The organism is Streptomyces sp. NPDC054847 (assembly GCF_053610925.1).
Genome location: NZ_JBSGZJ010000035.1, coordinates 15,252 through 31,802, shown reverse-complemented (window position 1 = coordinate 31,802; position 16,551 = coordinate 15,252). Strand labels below are relative to the sequence as shown.

Below are 16,551 nucleotides of genomic sequence, written 5' to 3'. Positions count from 1 at the left end.
CCCTCAACAAGATCTTCATCAGTCTTCTAGGAACAGCGGCAGCAGCCATGGCGGCAGCAGTCCTCTGCCACCTGCTGTGGCGTGCCGACATCGCCATGGTCCTCGGCCGTAATATCGCCGGATACATCGGCCTGGCACTGCTCCTGGCCCCTCTCCTCGGCCATCGAGTAGCGGGCGCCGCCCTAGCGACCGTGCCCCTCATCTGCGCAGCAGCCGGATGGGGTCTAGGAGGTCGACCGCAGCCTTGGGCTTGGCTGCTCTACCCCGGCAACTCCCTTCCCGCACTCGCCCTCGCAGGCGCAACACTCTGCGCCGGCACGGCCACTGCACTGATCGGGAAAGGCGCCGCACCCCTAATCGCAAGAATCCAGTAAGCGCCGCAAGCGGGCGACGACGCCGATAAACGTCGTTGCGGTTGCCGCCGGTCAGCAGGACCGCGAGCGGAGCGCCGTGCCGTCGGCGATGAGGTGGTGCTTCGAGCCGGCCCGCCCCCGGTCGACCGGCGATGGCCTTTTTGGCTCCGCCTTTTAGCGCTCTGACGTGGGGGGAGTCGACCACGCAGCGGGGCCAGTCCAGCCGGAAAGCGGCATTGAGCTCGGCCAGCAGGACCTCATGCAAGCATTGCCAGACGCCGCCTCGTTCCAGTCCCGCAACCTGGGCGGGACCATCCCCGCGGGTGCGGGGAGCGCCGCTATGAGCCGAGGACTTCGCCGAGGTGCTTGTTGACGGCGGTGATGTGACTGATGCCGATGTCCATCTCGGACGCCCTCAGGTCGAATGCTGCCTGCTCTCCGCTGACGGCGCCTTCGGAACAGGCCGCGGCTGATGCGGCGAGGTGTTCGAGGGCGAGGGTCCAGCGTTGGCCGGCCGGGCATGGTGTCGCCCCGTTTGGCGACTTCGAGGTTGGCCGTCATGGTGGGGCAGCTCTTGCGGAGGGCGTCGAGGTCGGCGGGGTTGGATGCTTCTTGGACTGCCGCAAGATCGGTCAGGATCGTGTCGAGGGTGTTCGAGCCGCCGTTGTCGGCCCAGTCGCGGAATTCCTGTGTCGTGTCCTTGCGTGACGTGTGCTGGCGATACACCCACCTCATCACCTCCTGGTTCGACGACGTCGGCCTCCCCGCGGACCGCAACGCCATCAGGGCACTTTTGGCCGGGCAGCGGCCCCACCAGTAAGGACGCCGGCTCGGACCGCAAGCCACCATCGCCAGGGAGGAATACCGCACCCTCCGGCTGGGCCGCGGCCGAGCGCGAGGCGTACGCCAATGACCAAGGCTCGTCGACGTCGCTCGTCGCGGTCACGGCCGGGACATACCGTTCGGAGGCCGACCAGGAACCGGCCGAGTGGCTCCCGTCGGCCACCGACCAGTACTGCCGCTACGTCGGCGAGTGGATTGGGACCAAGCTCCGCTGGGGCCTGGCCGTCGAGAAGGTCGAACTCGAGGCGCTCAAGACCTTCGCCGACACCGCCTGCGAGGAAGCCGTCATCGACCACCAGCCGGCCCAGTAGCGATCCAGCACCACCACGTCGTGCAGCAGCGGTGACCCGGGCCTTCTCCAGGGCGTTGATCAACCGTGACGACGTACACGCTGGGGATCGAGGGCGGCCCCCGCGGCTGGCTCCTCAAGGCCATCACCGACGGCCACCTCCAAGACGGCCTGCGCGCACTCGCCGACCCCATGGAGTTCGCCCACGTCGCCGCCGACGACCACCACGCCAAGGGGCAGTTGCACTCCACGGCCTGGCTGCTCAGGCAGCTCACCAAGCGGCGCGACGTGCTGATCGTTGCGCTGAGGGACCGCCGCGAGTCCGACCCAGACCAGAGCGCCGGCGCCTCCTGGACCGACCTGGTCCGCCTGATCGACCCGGACGAGGACAAGCCCCTCACCAAGCGGTCCAAGGTCCAGGCGACGTATGAGTCCGGACGCCGGAAGGTGGAAGCGGCCTACGAGGCCGATCGCCGCCAGGCCGGCCCTCCTGGCGCCGACAAGGCCTGAGGGCCACATCACGACCGTCGTGCCCACCCGTGTGCACAGCATCCGGTCACACAACGGCAGCATCGAAGCAGCAACCCCCGGGGGTCGGCCGCCAGGTCGCCAACCACTCAGCCGCCCGCCCCGAGGCCTCCCACCCGAACCCAACTGGAGAGACCAAGTGACCACCGCCTCGAGCACGGACACCATCGCCACCTTCGCCGCCGTCTTCGCGACCCTGTGGGCAGCCCACACCGTCGGGGACCACTGGGTTAACGCGGCGTAGGCCGTGTCCACCTTCCTTCGTGTCTTGGTCAGGGCTGGTCCTATCTGCTGAACCAGGTTGGTCGTCGTTCGGTGGTGTCTCGATTGTCAAAGTCAATGCGTCGACCCGGAGTGCATCGCTGGGGGTGACGGTCACGCTGCAGGGGAGCTCACCTCGGCGTAACCCCCAGTTGAACCCCAAGAAGCAACTGCAGATGCGACCAGGCACGCTGCGGCCCGGAATGCCATGTTCTCCACTTTGGTCTACGGACGAGGACCCGAAGATCCTTTGCCGAGGGTTCTGGGGCGGGAGAGGATGCGTCCGTGATCGACACGAATGAGAACCCCGAGGAACAAGCCGCGATCGCCGCGGCGAAGGACGGTGAACTGCGCCTGCACGACCCCGCCGTCCGGGCCTCCGCCGTCGGCGTCCGGCTGTTCGACCCCGAGTTCGTCGAGGTCGGTGCCTCCGGGCGGCGCTGGACGTACGAGGAGACGGCCGCGGCCCTGCCCACCCTGCACGGCGGAGCGGACAGCCCGCGCATTGAGGCCTCCGGCATGCGCGGGGTGCTCCTCGCCCCGGACCTCGTGCACCTCACGTACGAGAGCGTCATCGCCGGCCGCCGTGCCCGCCGCAGCTCCCTGTGGCGCAAGGGCGAGGGCGACATCGGATGGCGGCTCTACTACCACCAGGGCACCCCCGTCCCCGAGTGCTGAACACACCTGCTTTGATGGGGTGTTCAGCCAGGCGGGGCGGGCTACCGCCTCCGACGCAGTCGCCAGCTCTTGTTCCCGGCTACACCGGCTTTCGGGCCAGGAGGTACGCCTGCTGACCTTGCCGGGGTTTCTCCTGCTCGTTCGGCTCGCGGATCAGCCGGGCGTCCACCGTCAGCCCGGTCTGGCTCAGCAGCTCGGCGATGTGGTCGGGCGAGACCCAGTAGACGTCGAGGGACAGCTCGTGACCGTATGCATTCTCCAGGTGCCGGAGCCTGTCACCGGCCTTGAAGGCGATCAGCAGATGGCCGCCTGGAGCCAGCACGCGGTGGAACTCTGCGAACACGACCGGCAGCAGCTCCGGAGGGGTGTGCACGATTGAGTACCAGGCGATGACTCCGCCGACGCTGCCGTCCCCCAGGTCCAGGTTGGTCATCGAACCTTCGTCAAATTGCAGGTCCGGATTTCTGCGCCGGGCAACTGCAACCGTCTCCGGGGACAGGTCGATGCCGAACGCGGTCACCCCAAGAGATTGAAGGTGTGCCGTCACGTGACCGGGCCCGCAGCCGAGGTCAGCGACGGGCCCGGCGTCGAGGGCCCGCGTGAGTTCGGCGAACGTGCTTATCGTCGCGCGGCCGTACAGATCGTCCTTGAACGCGGGGGGCACGAGCTTGGCGTAATCGACGGCAACGGTGTCGTAGGCCACCCGGGTGGCGTGCAGGTAGGTCAGTTCGGTCACAGCCGGAGACACTAGTGCCCACCTGCCCTGATCAGTACCTTCACCAAGTGCCGACCACCGCGCGGGCGGTGATCAGAAGCGGCGGGACAGGGGAACGACGCCAGCGGCGTTATCCCCCTGCTGCAGTTCCGGGACGGACGCCGGGGTGCTGGTGAACGTGCTCAGCTCGCGGCGGAGCCGCTGGAGCTCGTCATCCTTGGCGGCCAAGACGGACAGGAGAACACGGTGACGCTCCTTGAGCTGATTGAACTCGGTGTGGGTGCGGGCGAGTTTGCCGGTGAGCCGATGGTTGAGGTCGCGCAACCGGGTGATGCGGGCCTCACGCGGATCGGGCTGCTGGCCGGCTGCCCAGGCGGCTGACCGCCGCTTCTCGAACTCGTCCTTGAGGTGGCCCCAGGTCCGGTAGAGGGACGCGCGGGAGACGCCCGCCTCGCGGGCGAGCGTCTTGATACGTTGCAGGTGCCGCCGGTTGGGATCTGCCCGGCCAGTAGCCGGTGGATGGCCGCGCGGATGCGCCGCTCGATCTGGTCGCGCTGCTGGTGGCTCAGTGCCATGTCATCTGGCCTCTCCGGCTGCCGTGTCGATCTCTTTGAGAACTCGCATGGACCGCTCGTGCTCGGCCCGCAGCCGGTCCTTCTCCCCGGCCGGAATCCGAGGGCCGGCGAGCAGGACGGCGCCGTTGTCGGCTGTGGTCTGCCAGGCGGAGCGGTGAGCGAGGTGGTGGGTGGCCTGCGGGCAGCGGGAGCTGTCACACAGCCCGGTCAGCGGAGCTGCGGACGACCTGGTGCCGGCGAGCTTGAGACACAGCGCCTTCGCCGGGTCCTCGAACCAGCAGTAGTTCGCCGCGGAGAGATGCAGGACCGACGCCTTCTTCTTCAGCAGCAGCTCGATCTGCCGGTCGGTGACCACCTTCGCCGGGCCCGGCTCGTGGCCGGCCAGTTCCTGTTCGACGGCGCGGAAGGAAGCCAGCAGCGCATCGGCTCCCGGGCCAGCGGGCATCTCGCCCTGTTCGAACTGCCGGTATGCCTCGACCGTCCGCTCGAGCTTCTCCTTGGCCTCCTCCTTCTTCCACTCGTGGTGGAAGACGGCCTGGGCGCCGCCCGGTCGGCCGGCGTATCCCTCGCTGGTGACTCAAAGCCGTTGAACGCGCCGAACAACGGCTGTCCAGGCCCAGAGTCCGTGAGCTGCTCGGCCATGGCGATGACACGCACGACTTCCTCGATGACGACCCACTCGTCGACCTCGCCGCCCCATAGACGCCCTTTGACGACCTTGCTGACCAGGCGGTGCCGGGCCAGGCCGGTGCCGTCGGCGTCGTCCGTGCGGCGGCAGCCGACTGTCAGCTCCATCAGTTCGCTGGACCGCATCCCGGTCAACACTGAGGTGGCGACCGTGCAGGCGTGACTTGCGATCCGGATCAGGGCATCGGAAGCCCTGTTTGACAGGGGCAACGGCCACGGGATCAACTCGCCGGTGTCCGCGCGAGGGGCGTCGGCAGGGTTGCGACACCACAGGTACTCGGTGCCGACCTCGGCGACCGCATCCTCCAGCAGCGGCCGGGCCTGGGCAAAGAGAGCCTTGTGAATGTCCCGGTGTCCCGTCGGCCGTAGCAGGTGCTGCAAGTTGGCTATCAGCAACGGATCCTTCGGTTCCCACCCCAAGCGGAGGCGCTTGGTCACTTGGAAGCCCTCAATCCGCGGCAGCGGCTGCCCCGTCCGCACATGTTCCTCGACCAGCGCGGCAAGCTGGTCGCCGTCCCGCCGATTCCTCGACCACTCGACGTTGCGCCAGGACTCCCGCTCGGTCCGCAGCTCGGTCCGCAAGTCCACGATGTGCGGTCCGAGCACGTCGACCAGGTGCAAGCACGCCGTCAGCAGCGGCCGCAGGACCTCGTCGCCCAAGGGCTCGGTCTTGATCACCACCTGGGGCCGGGACGGTGCCCCGGTCGGCCGATCATGCCCGCCTCCAGCAGGGCGACGAGCAGTGGCGAGCCAAGTACGGAACCCGCGCGGGAATCGAGGGAACCATCCACCAGGCCGTCGCGATCACCGGGATAAGACGTGCCCGCTACCTCGGTCTCCAGAAGACCCACCTGGAGCACGTCTTCTCCGCCGTTGCACTCAACCTCGTTCGCCTTGATGCCTGGTGGAACGGCCACCCGCTCGACCGCACGCGCGTCAGCCACCTTGCCCGCCTCGCCCTCTCCCTCGCCGCGTGACTGAGTCAGCCAGCAGGATCGGTGACACGTTCGTTAATGGCTCCCGAATACGCCAGTCTGCCGCTGGGCGGCACCGACGCCTCGGTCGTCGCGGTCGCCGAGCGGGTCAAGACGCCGCGCGTCGCCACGCCCGACCGGCGCCACTTCACTGTGGTGCGTACTCAGCGCGGGAGGCGTTCACGCTAATCAGGCGCTGCTTGGTACCGGCCCGTCGAATCGGCTACGCGGCACCTTGTTCGCCATGATCAGGCTGCCCATACTTGAACATCCGGACAAACACCGAGATGGGGATCACCATGGTGGCACCCGAGGCAGCTGCGGTAGTCAGAGCCGGCAGCAGCGTGCTGCACAGCATCGTGAACCAGGGGACGGGCGCACCCGCACCCGCGGGCCGCCGCCGGAGAGGGCAGTAGCATGTAGGGCCCGGGAAGATCCACTCAACTGCCCTGATTCGTAAGGGACCTGATGAGCCAGAGAGGTTGCCGCGTGTACCTGAGTGTCCCCTTCGAGGACGGCGAGGTCTTCGTCGTCGAGCTGCCCGATGACCAGGGGTCCGGGGTGATCCGGGCGAGCCGCGGCGACGGGCTCTTCGAGGCGTCCGCCGACACGTTCGAGTCGGGCATGGCGCGGGTCCAGCGAGTGGCCGCAACCATGCTGGAGCGGCTGGCGGATCTGCCACGCAGCCCTGATCACGTCCGTGCGGAGTTCGGGCTGCGGGTGACAGCCGAGGCGGGCCTGGTGGTGGCGAAGGGATCCGGAGACGCCCACATCAAGCTGGAACTGGAGTGGAGCCGGACCGAGGGCGGTACGTGACACCGGCAGCGGAGCCGGACCACGCGTGGGAGCGCGGAACGGCCCGGGTGCTGCACGGGGGCCGTCCGGTCGGGGTGGCGTTCCTGATCCCCGACCGGCTGTTGCTCACGTGCGCTCATGTCGTCGCCTCCACCGCCGACCTTCCGGAGGGCGAGCCACTGCCCGAACTCTTCCCGGTCACCCTGGACTTCCCACTGCTGCCTGGGCGTCCCGAGGTCTCGGCGACTGTGCACTTCAGCGTGCCGGTGGCCGACGACAGCAGCGGTGACGTCGCCGTCCTGCAGCTGACCGGCGAGCCCCCGCCGGGGGCCGTCCCCCTGCGGATCGTGGAGGCGGACGATCTGGCCGGGCACCGCTGGCGGGCCTTCGGGTTCCCGAAGTACTCGGGACGAGGTGGCACCAAGGACGCCGGAATCTGGACCCGCGGCACCATTGAGGGCCGCGAGGGTACCGGCTGGTGGCAGCTGACCTGCGACGAAGACGTACCGTTCTCGCTGGCCGGCGGCTTCAGCGGAGCGCCGGTGTGGGACGAGGAGTACGACGGTGTCATCGGCGTCGTCGTCGCCGTCGAGGGGGACCAGCGGCGCCGGACCGGCTACGCGCTCACCGTGGAGTCTCTCACCCGGGAATGGCCCCAGCTGCGCAGGAGGCTGCTGGCGGACAGCCCGTACCGGGAGCTGCTGCCGTTCACCGAGCACGACCGCGCCGTCTTCCACGGCCGTGGGAACGAGACGCAGCGGCTGGTCGAACTCCTCGACCAACAGCAGGTGCCCCTCCTGCCTGTGCTCGGGTCCTCCGGGGTCGGCAAGTCCTCGCTGGTCGGCGCCGGCCTGCTCGGGAGCCTCGACCACGACCGTTACGTGATCGCCCGCATCCCGCTGGGACTGCGCCTCACCGCCGAGGAACTGCTCGCCTGGGCCCTGGCCTCGGCAGGAGACGCGGACACCATGAGGGCCGACTGGTACGACCGCTGGTCGGCGCTGGCCCGGCAACTCACCGACGAGCAGGGCATCCGTACCGCTGTGGAGCAGACGCTGGCCCGCCACGGCGGGCGGTCCCGGCTGGTGCTGGTGGCCGACCAGTTCGAGACGCTGCTCGCCGATGCGCCGAGCACCGTCCGCCGGCTGGACACCATGCTCGGGGTCCTGACGGACCGCCGCACCGACGGAAGCCGCCCCGCCCAGGCCGTGGTCGTCGTCCGGATCGACTTCCTTCGGCACATCGAGCAGCTCCCCCACCTTCGTACGGCATGGGACGCCACGTCGATGGTGGTGCAGCCGATGATGCGGAACCAGCTGACACAGGTGATCACCGGTCCGCTGGCGGGCCGTGCGGGGATCCGGTTCGCCGACGGCCTGGTCGAGCGGATGCTGCGGGACGCTCCACCCGGTCCCGCGGCGCTGCCGATGCTGGAGTACGCCCTGAGCCGGCTGTGGGAGCGGCAGGAACGCGGCTGGCTGACCACCACCGCCTACCAGGAGCTCGGCGGTGTACAGGGCGCCCTGGCGGGCGACGCGGATCAGAGGCTCTGGGCCTGGGCGGACAGGACCGAGCGACAAGCGCTGGAGCGGATCTTCATCCAGCTCGTACGCCCCGGAGAGGAACTCGACGCCGGAGAACGCGGCCCGGACACCCGCCGGGTCGCCGCCCGCACCGAGTTCTCCGAGGGCGACTGGGCGCTGATCCACCGGCTGGCCAGCACGCGGCTGGTCGTGGTGACGCGCCGCCCGACGGGCCGGGACACCGCTGAACTCGCCCACCAAGCACTGGTGGAGACATGGCCGCGACTGCGACGCTGGCTCGAGGAGAACCGGGAGTTCCGCAGCTGGCAGGAGGAGCTTCGCCGCTCGCTGCGGCTCTGGCACGAGCAGGGCCGCTCGCGCGACCTGACCCTCGGCCGGGAGCAGATCGCCCGGGCCCGGAAGTGGATCGGTGAACGCGGCGACGAGATCCCCGCCGAAGAAGCCGAGTTCGTGGCGGTCAGTGACCAGGTCCGACAGCGTCGCGTCCGTCGGCGTCGCCTGGTCCTCGCGAGTTTCGCCGTGCTGACCGTGCTCGTTGTCGTCGCGGCGTCCCTGGCCACCCGCAGTGCCCGCGACAGCAGCGAGCAGCAGGCGCTGGCCGCCGCCCGGGGCCTGGCCGAGGAGAGCCGTCAGCAGGCCATCGCCGACCCCGCCCTGGCCGCTCGTCTCGCTCTGGCCGCCGATCGTGTCTCAGCGACTCCGCAGACCCGCGCCCGACTGCTGGCCGCGGTGTCCTCACCCTTGCGCGCCACTCTCGCGAAGCACACGGCGGCGGTGGCGTCGGTCGCCTTCAGCCCGGACGGCAAGACGCTCGCGACCAGCGGCAACGACGGCACAGCCCGCCTGTGGGACGTGCAGGGACGTCGGCAGGTAGCGCTACTCGACGGTCACAGCAGCCAAGTGCACAACGCGGCGTTCAGCCCCGACGGCAGAACCCTCGTCACCAGCCACGACCGTTGGAAGGCACGGGTGTGGGACGTCCGCACGCGCAAGCAGACCGCTGTCCTGACCGGCGCCGGAGGCCCAGCGGTCTTCAGCCCGGACGGAGCCACCATCGTCACCGGCAGCCAGCACGGCGAGATTCTTATCTGGGACGCCCGTTCTCATCGGAAGACCGGCGAACTCCAAGTCCACCCCCGCACCGACGGCGTGCAGCTCCACGGCCTCGCCTTCAGCCCGGACGGCACGACGTTCGCCGTCACCTCCTCGGACGTCCGGGACAGAAAGAGCCAGAAGTCCGAGGTGCAACTCTGGGATGCGGTGGAGAGGAAGCGTCTCGCCACCCTGACGGGACATACGGGACAGGTGACTTCGCTGGCCTTCTCCCCGGACGGCGACACGCTGGCCACGGGCGCGAGCGATGCGACGACACAGCTGTGGGACGTGCGCACACGCCGCTCGACGGCCACGCTCACCGGCCACAGCGGCTCCGTCTTCGCACTGGCCTTCAGCCCGGACGGCCGGACTCTGGCGAGCGGGGGACAGGACCATACCGTGCGACTGTGGGACGTGCGGGGTCGTACGGCCGTGACCGTGCTGAACGGGCATGCGGGGTTGGTGGACGCACTCGCCTTCAGTCCGGACGGCGCGACGCTGGCCAGCGGATCCGAGGATGCCGCCGTTCGGCTGTGGGACATGAGAGCCGGGCGGCCACGCGCAAGCTTCGCCGGGCCAGGCGGTTCGGCACGTCCCGCGGACTACAGCCCCGACGGAAAGACGCTCGCCACCGGCGCCGGCGACGGGGCGGTGTATCTGCACCATGTCCGCACGCAGCGGCCGGTGGGCCGCCTCACTGGACACACCGGCGAGGTGAACACGGTGCGGTTCAGTCCGGACGGCCGGTTCGTCGCCGCGAGCAGCAACGATGATGCGTCGGTCCTGCTGTGGGACGCACACAGCCACCGGCGCCTGGCCAGTCTCGAGGGTCACGACAGACCCGTGCAGCGCGTCCTCTTCAGCCCCGACGGCGAATCCCTCGCCACCAGCAGCTACATCGACAGGTCGACCCGCCTGTGGAGTGTGCGCACCCATGGGCAACTGGCGTCCTTCACCAGCGCGAGCCCTCTGATGGCCTTCAGCCCGGACGGCACGGTCTTCGCGACCGGCGGAGACGAGTTCTCGTCCGTGCAACTGTGGGACGCGCGGACACACAAGCGCCTGGGTGCCCTGGACGGGCTGACCGGCATGGTCAGCGACCTGGCCTTCAACCCGGACGGCGATCTCCTGGCAACGGCGAGCTGGGACGGCGAGCTGCGGCTGTGGAACGTACGGGACCGCAGCCTCACCGCAACGCTCGCAGGGCACACCGACGCCGCGCAGTCAGTGGCCTTCACCCCGGACGGGAGGACTCTCGCCAGCAGCGGCAGGGACGCCACGGCAAGGCTGTGGGACGTACGCACCCACCGCCGCCTCGCCACCCTCAGCGGCCACACCGGCGCCGTCTGGTCGGCCGTCTTCAGCCCCGACGGCCAGACCCTGGCGACCGCCGGCGACGACCGGACGATCAGGCTGTGGAACATCGAGACCCATCAGCAACTGGCCCTGCTCACCGGGCACACCGGCGTCCTGCGCTCGGCAGTCTTCGCCCCGGACGGGGACACCCTCGCCACCAGCAGCGACGACGAGACCATACGGCTGTGGAACACCGACGCCTTCAACGACCTCGCCACCCTCAAGGACCAGGCCTGCGCCATCGCGGGCCGGTCTCTGACCGAGCAGGAATGGCACCGCTATGTGCCCGAAGGGGTCGACTACCACCGGATTTGTCCATGAAGCGATGACGGGGGGTTCCCTGCACGAGATCCTTCGCGAGTGGTGTGAGGCAGCGCGGAAAACGAGTTGATCCTCGCGGATCAACCGCACCTGGCCAGAGCCACGCACCCCTGCAGCAACTTCTACGCGGGTCCGCTGCCCTTCCGGCGTTCCTTCGCTCGGAACACTCTCGCGCGTCGCACGAGACGCGCGATCAACGCCCTGATGTCACCGTCAGCTGCTGTCGCCCAGAGGTGGAGTGGAACGAAGCGCCGTCAAGCAGCTCGACGGAACTTGCGCAGCATGATGCACATCTATTGTCCCAACCTTCTGGGCGAGTTCGATCAGGCCGTCGACGCGCGCGTGACTTGGGCCAACAGTCACCACACCGAGCTCCGCGAGGTGATCAAGAGAAGGAGCGCGGATGGGCGGCTTGTGCGACTGCGACACGAGATGACCACCACCGCAGAGCAGCTAGAAGCAGTACGAGCAGCACTCAGCGCCCTCATCCAGGAGAGGTATCCGATGGGAGCCACGCCCGACTGAGTTCAGACGGCGTGAAGGGTCACCAGGTCGAGCTCGGGCGAGGGCATCGCCTCGACCAAGGTCGGCGCGAGAGCAGCCAGCCCGAGGCATCGAACCCGGGATCGTCCAGCTCCAGGCCGAGCGCGTATTTCAGGTCCATGCCGTACCGCACCCGATGCACTGCCGCCCGGTCAGTGAGGTTCTCGGCGAACTGCAACACCGTCACCAGCGCCAGCTGGCCCGGTGACCAGCCCGGCCGCCCGCGGGTTCCGAACGCCTCGGCGAACTCGGCGTCCGCGAACAACTCGCCCAGCTCGTCACGGACCCGCATCGCCAACGGGTACGGGCCCCGTGCCGCCACCGCTCGCGCCACCGGCGCGGTCAGCTCAGGCACCTTCGGCCACGGCCTCGGCCGCATCGACATTCCACACCCCACCCGCGACCGGGACGCCAAGACGGCCGCTGCTGTCCCGACCCACGAGCCGCCAGCACCGCTGGGCACGGAATAAGCCAGCAGGATCGGTGACATGGTCGTTAACGGCACCCCGCGGCACGGAGTGGCCGGCTGCAACTGGGGGACGAGGGCAGGAACGAGTCCTTGAGCCGAGTTGCCAAACCCAGCTCACCCGAGTGAGTGCCCCGGAGGAGTCACCTAAGGGCAACGAACCCACTGGGTAACTCGGGTATTCAGGACAATGTCCCTCGGGTTCGTCGTGAGAGTGCTCCAGGAATTTGTGAACCTGTCGGTTCCAAGTCGTCGGCGACAGCATGATCGAGGCCGCCATATGCGACGGCGACATCGTTACCGTCCGACGCCAGGATTCCGCCGATCACAGAGACGTCGTCGCGCGCTCCTGGACGGCGAGGCCACCGTCAAGCGCCTGCGCCGCGAGAACGGCCGGGTGTGGCTGATGCCCCACAACGCGGCCTACGAGCCGATCCCGGGCGACGACGCGGCCATCCTCGGCAAGGTGGTCGCCGTCCTGCGCACTCTGTGAGGACCACGAAGAGCGGTCCGCCCGGTCGACGTGCGAAGGACTCCCGGGCGGACCCCGCTCCCCACGCTGCCCTGCCGCCGGCCGAGGCACCGTGAACACGGCCGCAGTCTGGGCCGAACGAGGCAGCCCCCCGATCGCTGCCGCGCGATACGCCGTTCCGGCCCGGAACACCTCGCCCGATGCCAGACTCACTCGACCCTTGGGGCGCGCTGCGGGTCTTGGGTGCGACTTTCATGTGGCGCAGAGTGTGGTGACGTTTGGCGGAACGAATGCTGACTCAATGCTGACTTTACTGACGAGTAGCCAGTTTATCTGGTGGTGGTCCCAAGCGTTGCCGTGGCGCCAAGCCGCAGCCGGCCGAGGCTCCGCTGGCGCAGCGGTTTCATAGTCGGCGCAGGGCTGTCGCGTGTATTGCGTCGGCAGTGATGGGCGAGGGTGCGCTCCGCTCTACGCCGATTCGGGCCGGGGTGCGCGCGACCAGGAGGGCCACGTCGTCGGCGGGGCGTCCCGGGAACACGGTGGTCAGCAGCTGGTCGCAGACCTCCTCCGGTGACATCGAGGACTCTGACGCCTCTCTGAGGGTGTCGCTGACCAGTGCCAGCGAGGCGTCCACGTCACGTGTGCGGCTGTGGACGAGGCCGTCAGTGAACAGAGCCAGCAGGCTGCCCTCCGGCAGTTCCCACTGGGCGGTCTCGAACGGCAGGCCGCCGAGTCCCAGCGGTGGGCCGATCGGCAGGGCCGGGAAAGCGGTGGCCTCCACACTCGTCGGCGCGACACCGGTCGTCTCGGCATCGGCGGACGCGGGGCCAGTCGTCTCGGCGTATGCCGCAGTGGGCGCCACGGTGGGTGGTGCGTGCCCGGCGCTCGCGAGGAGCAGAGGCGGGTGGCGGGGTCGTAGACCGCGTACAGGCAGGAGGATCGAACAGCAGCTCCAGAGGCGTCGCCGCCCGGGGGGACGCGGGGTGGGCAGGGCTTGGTGCAGGTGGTGGTCAGGGACCTGCCGTCGAGCGAGATGTACTCGATGTCCATACGAATGCCGCTGTCCCCTTCGTGCCGCCTGTGCTCGCCGTAGACTGCGCAATCGGCGCTCGGGTACGTCGCCCCGCATCACGCACCTCAGGAGGCCCCGTATGAACGCGTCCGGCCGAGTCGCCTGGATCGACGCGACGTCGGGGGTGGCCGGTGACATGGTGTTGGGCGCGTTGCTCGACGCCGGGGCGTCGCTGGACGCGGCGCAGGCCGCCGTCGACGCGGTGATCCCCTCCTCCGTGCGGCTGACGCGGACGGAGGTGACCCGGTGCGGGATGCGGGCTGCCAGGGCCGTGGTCGAGGTTCTGGCCGAGGACCAGCCCCATCGCACCTGGCGGACCATCCGTGAACTGCTGCGGAGCGCCGAGGTGGCGGAACCCGTGCGCGCCGGTGCACTGGCGGTGTTCGAGCGGCTGGCCCGGGCAGAGGGGCGGGTGCACGGCGTACCGGCCGACGAGGTGCACTTCCACGAGGTCGGCGCATGGGACTCCATCGCAGACGTGGTCGGTGTCTGTGCCGCACTGCATGATCTCGGGGTCATCCGGCTCAAGGCCAGTGCGGTGGCTGTCGGTTCGGGGCGGGTGCGTACGGTGCACGGAGAGATCCCGGTGCCCGTTCCCGCCGTGCTCGAACTGGCCGCCGGGCGGCAGGTCTTCAGCGGCGGGAGCGGCGAGTTGGCGACCCCCACGGGGATGGCCCTGGTCACCGCGCTGGCCCAGGAGTCCGCCGGGCTGCCGCGCATGTGCGTCGACGCCTCGGGCGTGGGCGCGGGCAGTAAGGACACTCCGGGGCGGCCCAACGTCGTACGGGTCGTGGTCGGTTCCGAGGCCGAGGAAGCTCCCGGCCACGGCGACACCGGATCGGCGGTGGTTCTGGAGGCCAACGTCGACGATCTGGACCCTCGCGTCTGGCCCGGTGTGCTGGCCTCACTGATGGCTGCCGGCGCGTCGGACGCCTGGCTGGTGCCGATCTTGATGAAGAAGGGGAGGCCGGCCCACACACTCCGTGTCCTCGCTCCGACCGAGCGGGCCGCGGTGCTGCGTGAAGTGGTCCTGCGGGAGACGAGCACCATCGGGGTGCGGGAGTCGGTCGTGCGCAAGACCGCGCTCGACCGCACGTGGGTGCGGATACCGGTGCTCGGGCGGATTGTCCCGGTCAAGGTCGCCCACCGCGGTGGACTGGTCATGCAGGCGACGCCGGAGTTCGACGATGCCGCCGCGCTCGCCGCCGAACTGGCCCTGCCGGTGCGCACGGTGCTGGACGCCGCCGTCGCCGGGGCGGTCGCGGCCGGGCTCGTCTCAGGAGCGCCGATGCCGCGGGGGGACGGGAGCCGTTGAGCCCGGCCGTGGTGCCGGGTGGGTCGTCGGGCGCCCGGCTGATCAGCCGTTCGGCCGTCAGGCAGGGGACGTGATCTGGGCCGCCAGATGCCCTGCCCCGTAGCCGTTGTCGATGTTGACGACGGCGACACCCGGCGAACAGGCGTTGAGCATGGACAGCAGCGGGGCGATGCCGCCGAACGCGGCTCCGTAACCGACGGACGTGGGTACGGCGACGACCGGAGCCGACACGAGGCCCGCCACCACGCTGGGCAGGGCCCCGTCCATGCCCGCCACGACCACGATCGCGCGGGCCCGGCGGAGCAGTTCCAGCCGGGCGAGGACGCGGTGCAGCCCGGCCACTCCCACGTCGACGACCAGTTCGCAGTCCCGGCCCAGGTAGGTGGCGGTGAGGAACGCTTCCCGAGCCACCGGGACGTCGGACGTGCCGGCGGCGACGACCACGACGGGGCCGCCCGTGGGCCCGGGCGGCTCCGGCGGCCAGGCGAGAAGCCGTGCCTCCTCGTCGTAGTGGGCGTCGGGGACCTCGCTGAGCACCGCCCTGGCACGCTCGGGGCAGACGCGTGTGAACAGCGTGGCGGTGCCTCGCTCGCGGACGGCCGCCGCGATGGCGCCCACCTGGGCCGGCGTCTTGCCCTCGCAGTACACGGCTTCCGGGTACCCGCGTCGCTCGGCCCGGTCGTGATCGAGGTCGGCGAAGTCCGCGAGGGAGGCGAGGGACGCGGGAGTTGCGGGAGGGAGGGGAGTGTCACTCATGGCCGCCTCCAGGGCCGGCGACCAGGGGCAGGGTGAAGACGCCGGACTGGATCCCCGCGAGGTCCACCGCGACCATCCGGAAGCCGGTCGCCTTCACGGCCCGCAGCACCTGCGCGCGCACGGTCCCGGAGAGTGCGCGCCCGATCTCCGCCACGGGCAGTTCGATCCGTGCGACGTCGCCGTGGTGGCGGACCCGGGAGTCGGAGAAGCCCAGCTCCCGCAGGGCCTTCTCGGCGCGCTCCACCTGGGCGAGCTTCTGTGGGGAGACCTCCTCGAAGTGCGGGATACGGGAAGCCAGACAGGGGGCGGCCGGCTTGTCGGCGCACGGCAGTTCCAGAGCGCGGGCGATGCGCCGCACCGTGCCCTTGCCCAGGCCCGCGTCGGCCAGCGGACGCAGCACCCGGTGCTTGGTCGCCGCACGGCTGCCTGGGCGGTCGGGGCGCAGCACGTCGTCGGCGTTCTCCCCGTAGGCGACGGCCGTGAGCCCGTGCGCCGTCACGACCTCGTCGGAAATCCTGGTGAACAACTCGTCCTTGCAGTGGAAACAGCGGTCCGGGCCGTTGGAACGGTAGGCCGACAACTCACCCTCGCGGGTGGTGACCTCCAGTACCCGCGCGCCGATGAAGGCGGCCACGTCGTGGGCCGCCGCCCGCTCGTCGGCCGCAAGGCTGGGCGATACTCCGAGCACCGCCACGACTTGGTGCGCGCCGAGGGAGCGGACCGCGAGCGCGAGGAGCAGCGAGGAGTCCACGCCGCCGGAGAAGGCGACTCCCAGCGGGGCCGCCCCGCGCAGCAACGCGGCGACTCGCGCGGCTGCTTCCGCGTCGGCGTCTGTGAGGGTGGGCGGCCGAGGTGTTGTGGTCACGCTGTCCTCCTGGTGTGCTTCACGATCTGCCTCGAACCGGGCACGTCG

Annotated in this window: 16 protein-coding genes and 3 pseudogenes; 10 read left to right on the top strand and 9 right to left on the bottom strand. The window is 69.8% G+C overall.

The window, feature by feature from the left end; all coding sequences use genetic code 11:
- Positions 1-402: 402 nt before the first annotated feature.
- A pseudogene (locus ACWGH4_RS06960) lies at positions 403-656 on the bottom strand (IS5/IS1182 family transposase); the annotation flags it as partial.
- Between the two features lie 401 nt (positions 657-1,057).
- Here ACWGH4_RS06960 and ACWGH4_RS06955 point away from each other — a divergent pair.
- From ACWGH4_RS06955 to ACWGH4_RS06945, 3 genes are all read left to right on the top strand, one after another.
- Positions 1,058-1,507, top strand: a complete 450-nt coding sequence (locus ACWGH4_RS06955) for a hypothetical protein (RefSeq protein WP_453456641.1) — start codon at positions 1,058-1,060, stop codon at positions 1,505-1,507.
- Between the two features lie 65 nt (positions 1,508-1,572).
- On the top strand, positions 1,573-1,995 hold the full coding sequence (locus tag ACWGH4_RS06950; protein WP_453456638.1) for a hypothetical protein: 423 nt from the start codon (positions 1,573-1,575) through the stop codon (positions 1,993-1,995).
- 564 nt (positions 1,996-2,559) lie between these two features.
- Complete coding sequence (locus ACWGH4_RS06945; RefSeq protein ID WP_453456635.1) at positions 2,560-2,952, top strand: nuclear transport factor 2 family protein; 393 nt, start codon at positions 2,560-2,562, stop codon at positions 2,950-2,952.
- A gap of 79 nt (positions 2,953-3,031) precedes the next feature.
- Here ACWGH4_RS06945 and ACWGH4_RS06940 read toward each other — a convergent pair whose 3' ends face one another.
- Both ACWGH4_RS06940 and ACWGH4_RS06935 read right to left on the bottom strand, forming a co-directional pair.
- Positions 3,032-3,688 (bottom strand): class I SAM-dependent methyltransferase, encoded by a 657-nt coding sequence (locus ACWGH4_RS06940; protein WP_453456632.1) that lies wholly within the window; start codon positions 3,686-3,688, stop codon positions 3,032-3,034.
- 72 nt (positions 3,689-3,760) lie between these two features.
- Positions 3,761-3,895, bottom strand: a complete 135-nt coding sequence (locus tag ACWGH4_RS06935) for a hypothetical protein (RefSeq protein ID WP_453456629.1) — start codon at positions 3,893-3,895, stop codon at positions 3,761-3,763.
- An 18-nt stretch (positions 3,896-3,913) separates the two neighbouring features.
- On the opposite strand from ACWGH4_RS06935, the gene ACWGH4_RS06930 reads away from it, so the two are divergent.
- Positions 3,914-4,048, top strand: coding sequence for a hypothetical protein (locus ACWGH4_RS06930; protein ID WP_453456627.1), 135 nt, complete (start codon positions 3,914-3,916; stop codon positions 4,046-4,048).
- A gap of 195 nt (positions 4,049-4,243) precedes the next feature.
- Here ACWGH4_RS06930 and ACWGH4_RS06925 read toward each other — a convergent pair whose 3' ends face one another.
- Together ACWGH4_RS06925 and ACWGH4_RS06920 are read right to left on the bottom strand one after the other, a co-directional pair.
- The gene (locus ACWGH4_RS06925) at positions 4,244-4,597 is read right to left on the bottom strand and encodes a hypothetical protein (RefSeq protein ID WP_453456624.1); all 354 of its coding nucleotides are present in this window, start codon (positions 4,595-4,597) and stop codon (positions 4,244-4,246) included.
- Complete coding sequence (locus tag ACWGH4_RS06920) at positions 4,564-5,610, bottom strand: hypothetical protein (RefSeq protein ID WP_453456621.1); 1,047 nt, start codon at positions 5,608-5,610, stop codon at positions 4,564-4,566. The genes ACWGH4_RS06925 and ACWGH4_RS06920 overlap by 34 nt, the downstream gene beginning before the upstream one ends.
- A gap of 14 nt (positions 5,611-5,624) precedes the next feature.
- On the opposite strand from ACWGH4_RS06920, the gene ACWGH4_RS06915 reads away from it, so the two are divergent.
- From ACWGH4_RS06915 to ACWGH4_RS06900, 4 genes are all read left to right on the top strand, one after another.
- Positions 5,625-5,906, top strand: a complete 282-nt coding sequence (locus tag ACWGH4_RS06915; RefSeq protein ID WP_453456618.1) for a transposase — start codon at positions 5,625-5,627, stop codon at positions 5,904-5,906.
- A gap of 36 nt (positions 5,907-5,942) precedes the next feature.
- On the top strand, positions 5,943-6,092 hold the full coding sequence (locus ACWGH4_RS06910; RefSeq protein WP_453456615.1) for a hypothetical protein: 150 nt from the start codon (positions 5,943-5,945) through the stop codon (positions 6,090-6,092).
- 300 nt (positions 6,093-6,392) lie between these two features.
- A complete protein-coding gene (locus tag ACWGH4_RS06905) occupies positions 6,393-6,719 on the top strand; it encodes a CU044_2847 family protein (RefSeq protein ID WP_210917445.1) in 327 nt (108 codons plus the stop codon).
- Positions 6,716-11,014, top strand: a complete 4,299-nt coding sequence (locus ACWGH4_RS06900; RefSeq protein ID WP_453456612.1) for an nSTAND1 domain-containing NTPase — start codon at positions 6,716-6,718, stop codon at positions 11,012-11,014. The genes ACWGH4_RS06905 and ACWGH4_RS06900 overlap by 4 nt, the downstream gene beginning before the upstream one ends.
- Before the next feature lie 607 nt (positions 11,015-11,621).
- Here the strand turns inward: ACWGH4_RS06900 and ACWGH4_RS06895 are convergent.
- Positions 11,622-11,942 (bottom strand): annotated as a pseudogene (locus tag ACWGH4_RS06895) (transposase); the annotation flags it as partial.
- Positions 11,943-12,268: 326 nt separating this feature from the next.
- On the opposite strand from ACWGH4_RS06895, the pseudogene ACWGH4_RS06890 reads away from it, so the two are divergent.
- Positions 12,269-12,516, top strand: a pseudogene (locus ACWGH4_RS06890) (LexA family protein); the annotation flags it as partial.
- Between the two features lie 382 nt (positions 12,517-12,898).
- Here ACWGH4_RS06890 and ACWGH4_RS06885 read toward each other — a convergent pair.
- The gene (locus tag ACWGH4_RS06885) at positions 12,899-13,357 is read right to left on the bottom strand and encodes a SpoIIE family protein phosphatase (RefSeq protein WP_453456609.1); all 459 of its coding nucleotides are present in this window, start codon (positions 13,355-13,357) and stop codon (positions 12,899-12,901) included.
- Between the two features lie 289 nt (positions 13,358-13,646).
- Here ACWGH4_RS06885 and larC point away from each other — a divergent pair, with 289 nt between their 5' ends.
- Positions 13,647-14,882, top strand: a complete 1,236-nt coding sequence (gene larC / locus ACWGH4_RS06880; protein WP_453456606.1) for a nickel pincer cofactor biosynthesis protein LarC — start codon at positions 13,647-13,649, stop codon at positions 14,880-14,882.
- Positions 14,883-14,939: 57 nt separating this feature from the next.
- On the opposite strand, the gene larB is transcribed toward larC, so the two are convergent.
- Together larB and larE are read right to left on the bottom strand one after the other, a co-directional pair.
- Positions 14,940-15,638 carry a nickel pincer cofactor biosynthesis protein LarB gene (gene larB / locus ACWGH4_RS06875; protein WP_453456603.1) on the bottom strand — a complete coding sequence of 233 codons (699 nt, stop codon included), beginning with the start codon at positions 15,636-15,638 and terminating at the stop codon, positions 14,940-14,942.
- Positions 15,631-16,503 (bottom strand): ATP-dependent sacrificial sulfur transferase LarE, encoded by an 873-nt coding sequence (gene larE, locus ACWGH4_RS06870; protein WP_453456600.1) that lies wholly within the window; start codon positions 16,501-16,503, stop codon positions 15,631-15,633. The genes larB and larE overlap by 8 nt, the downstream gene beginning before the upstream one ends.
- Positions 16,504-16,551: the final 48 nt, after the last annotated feature.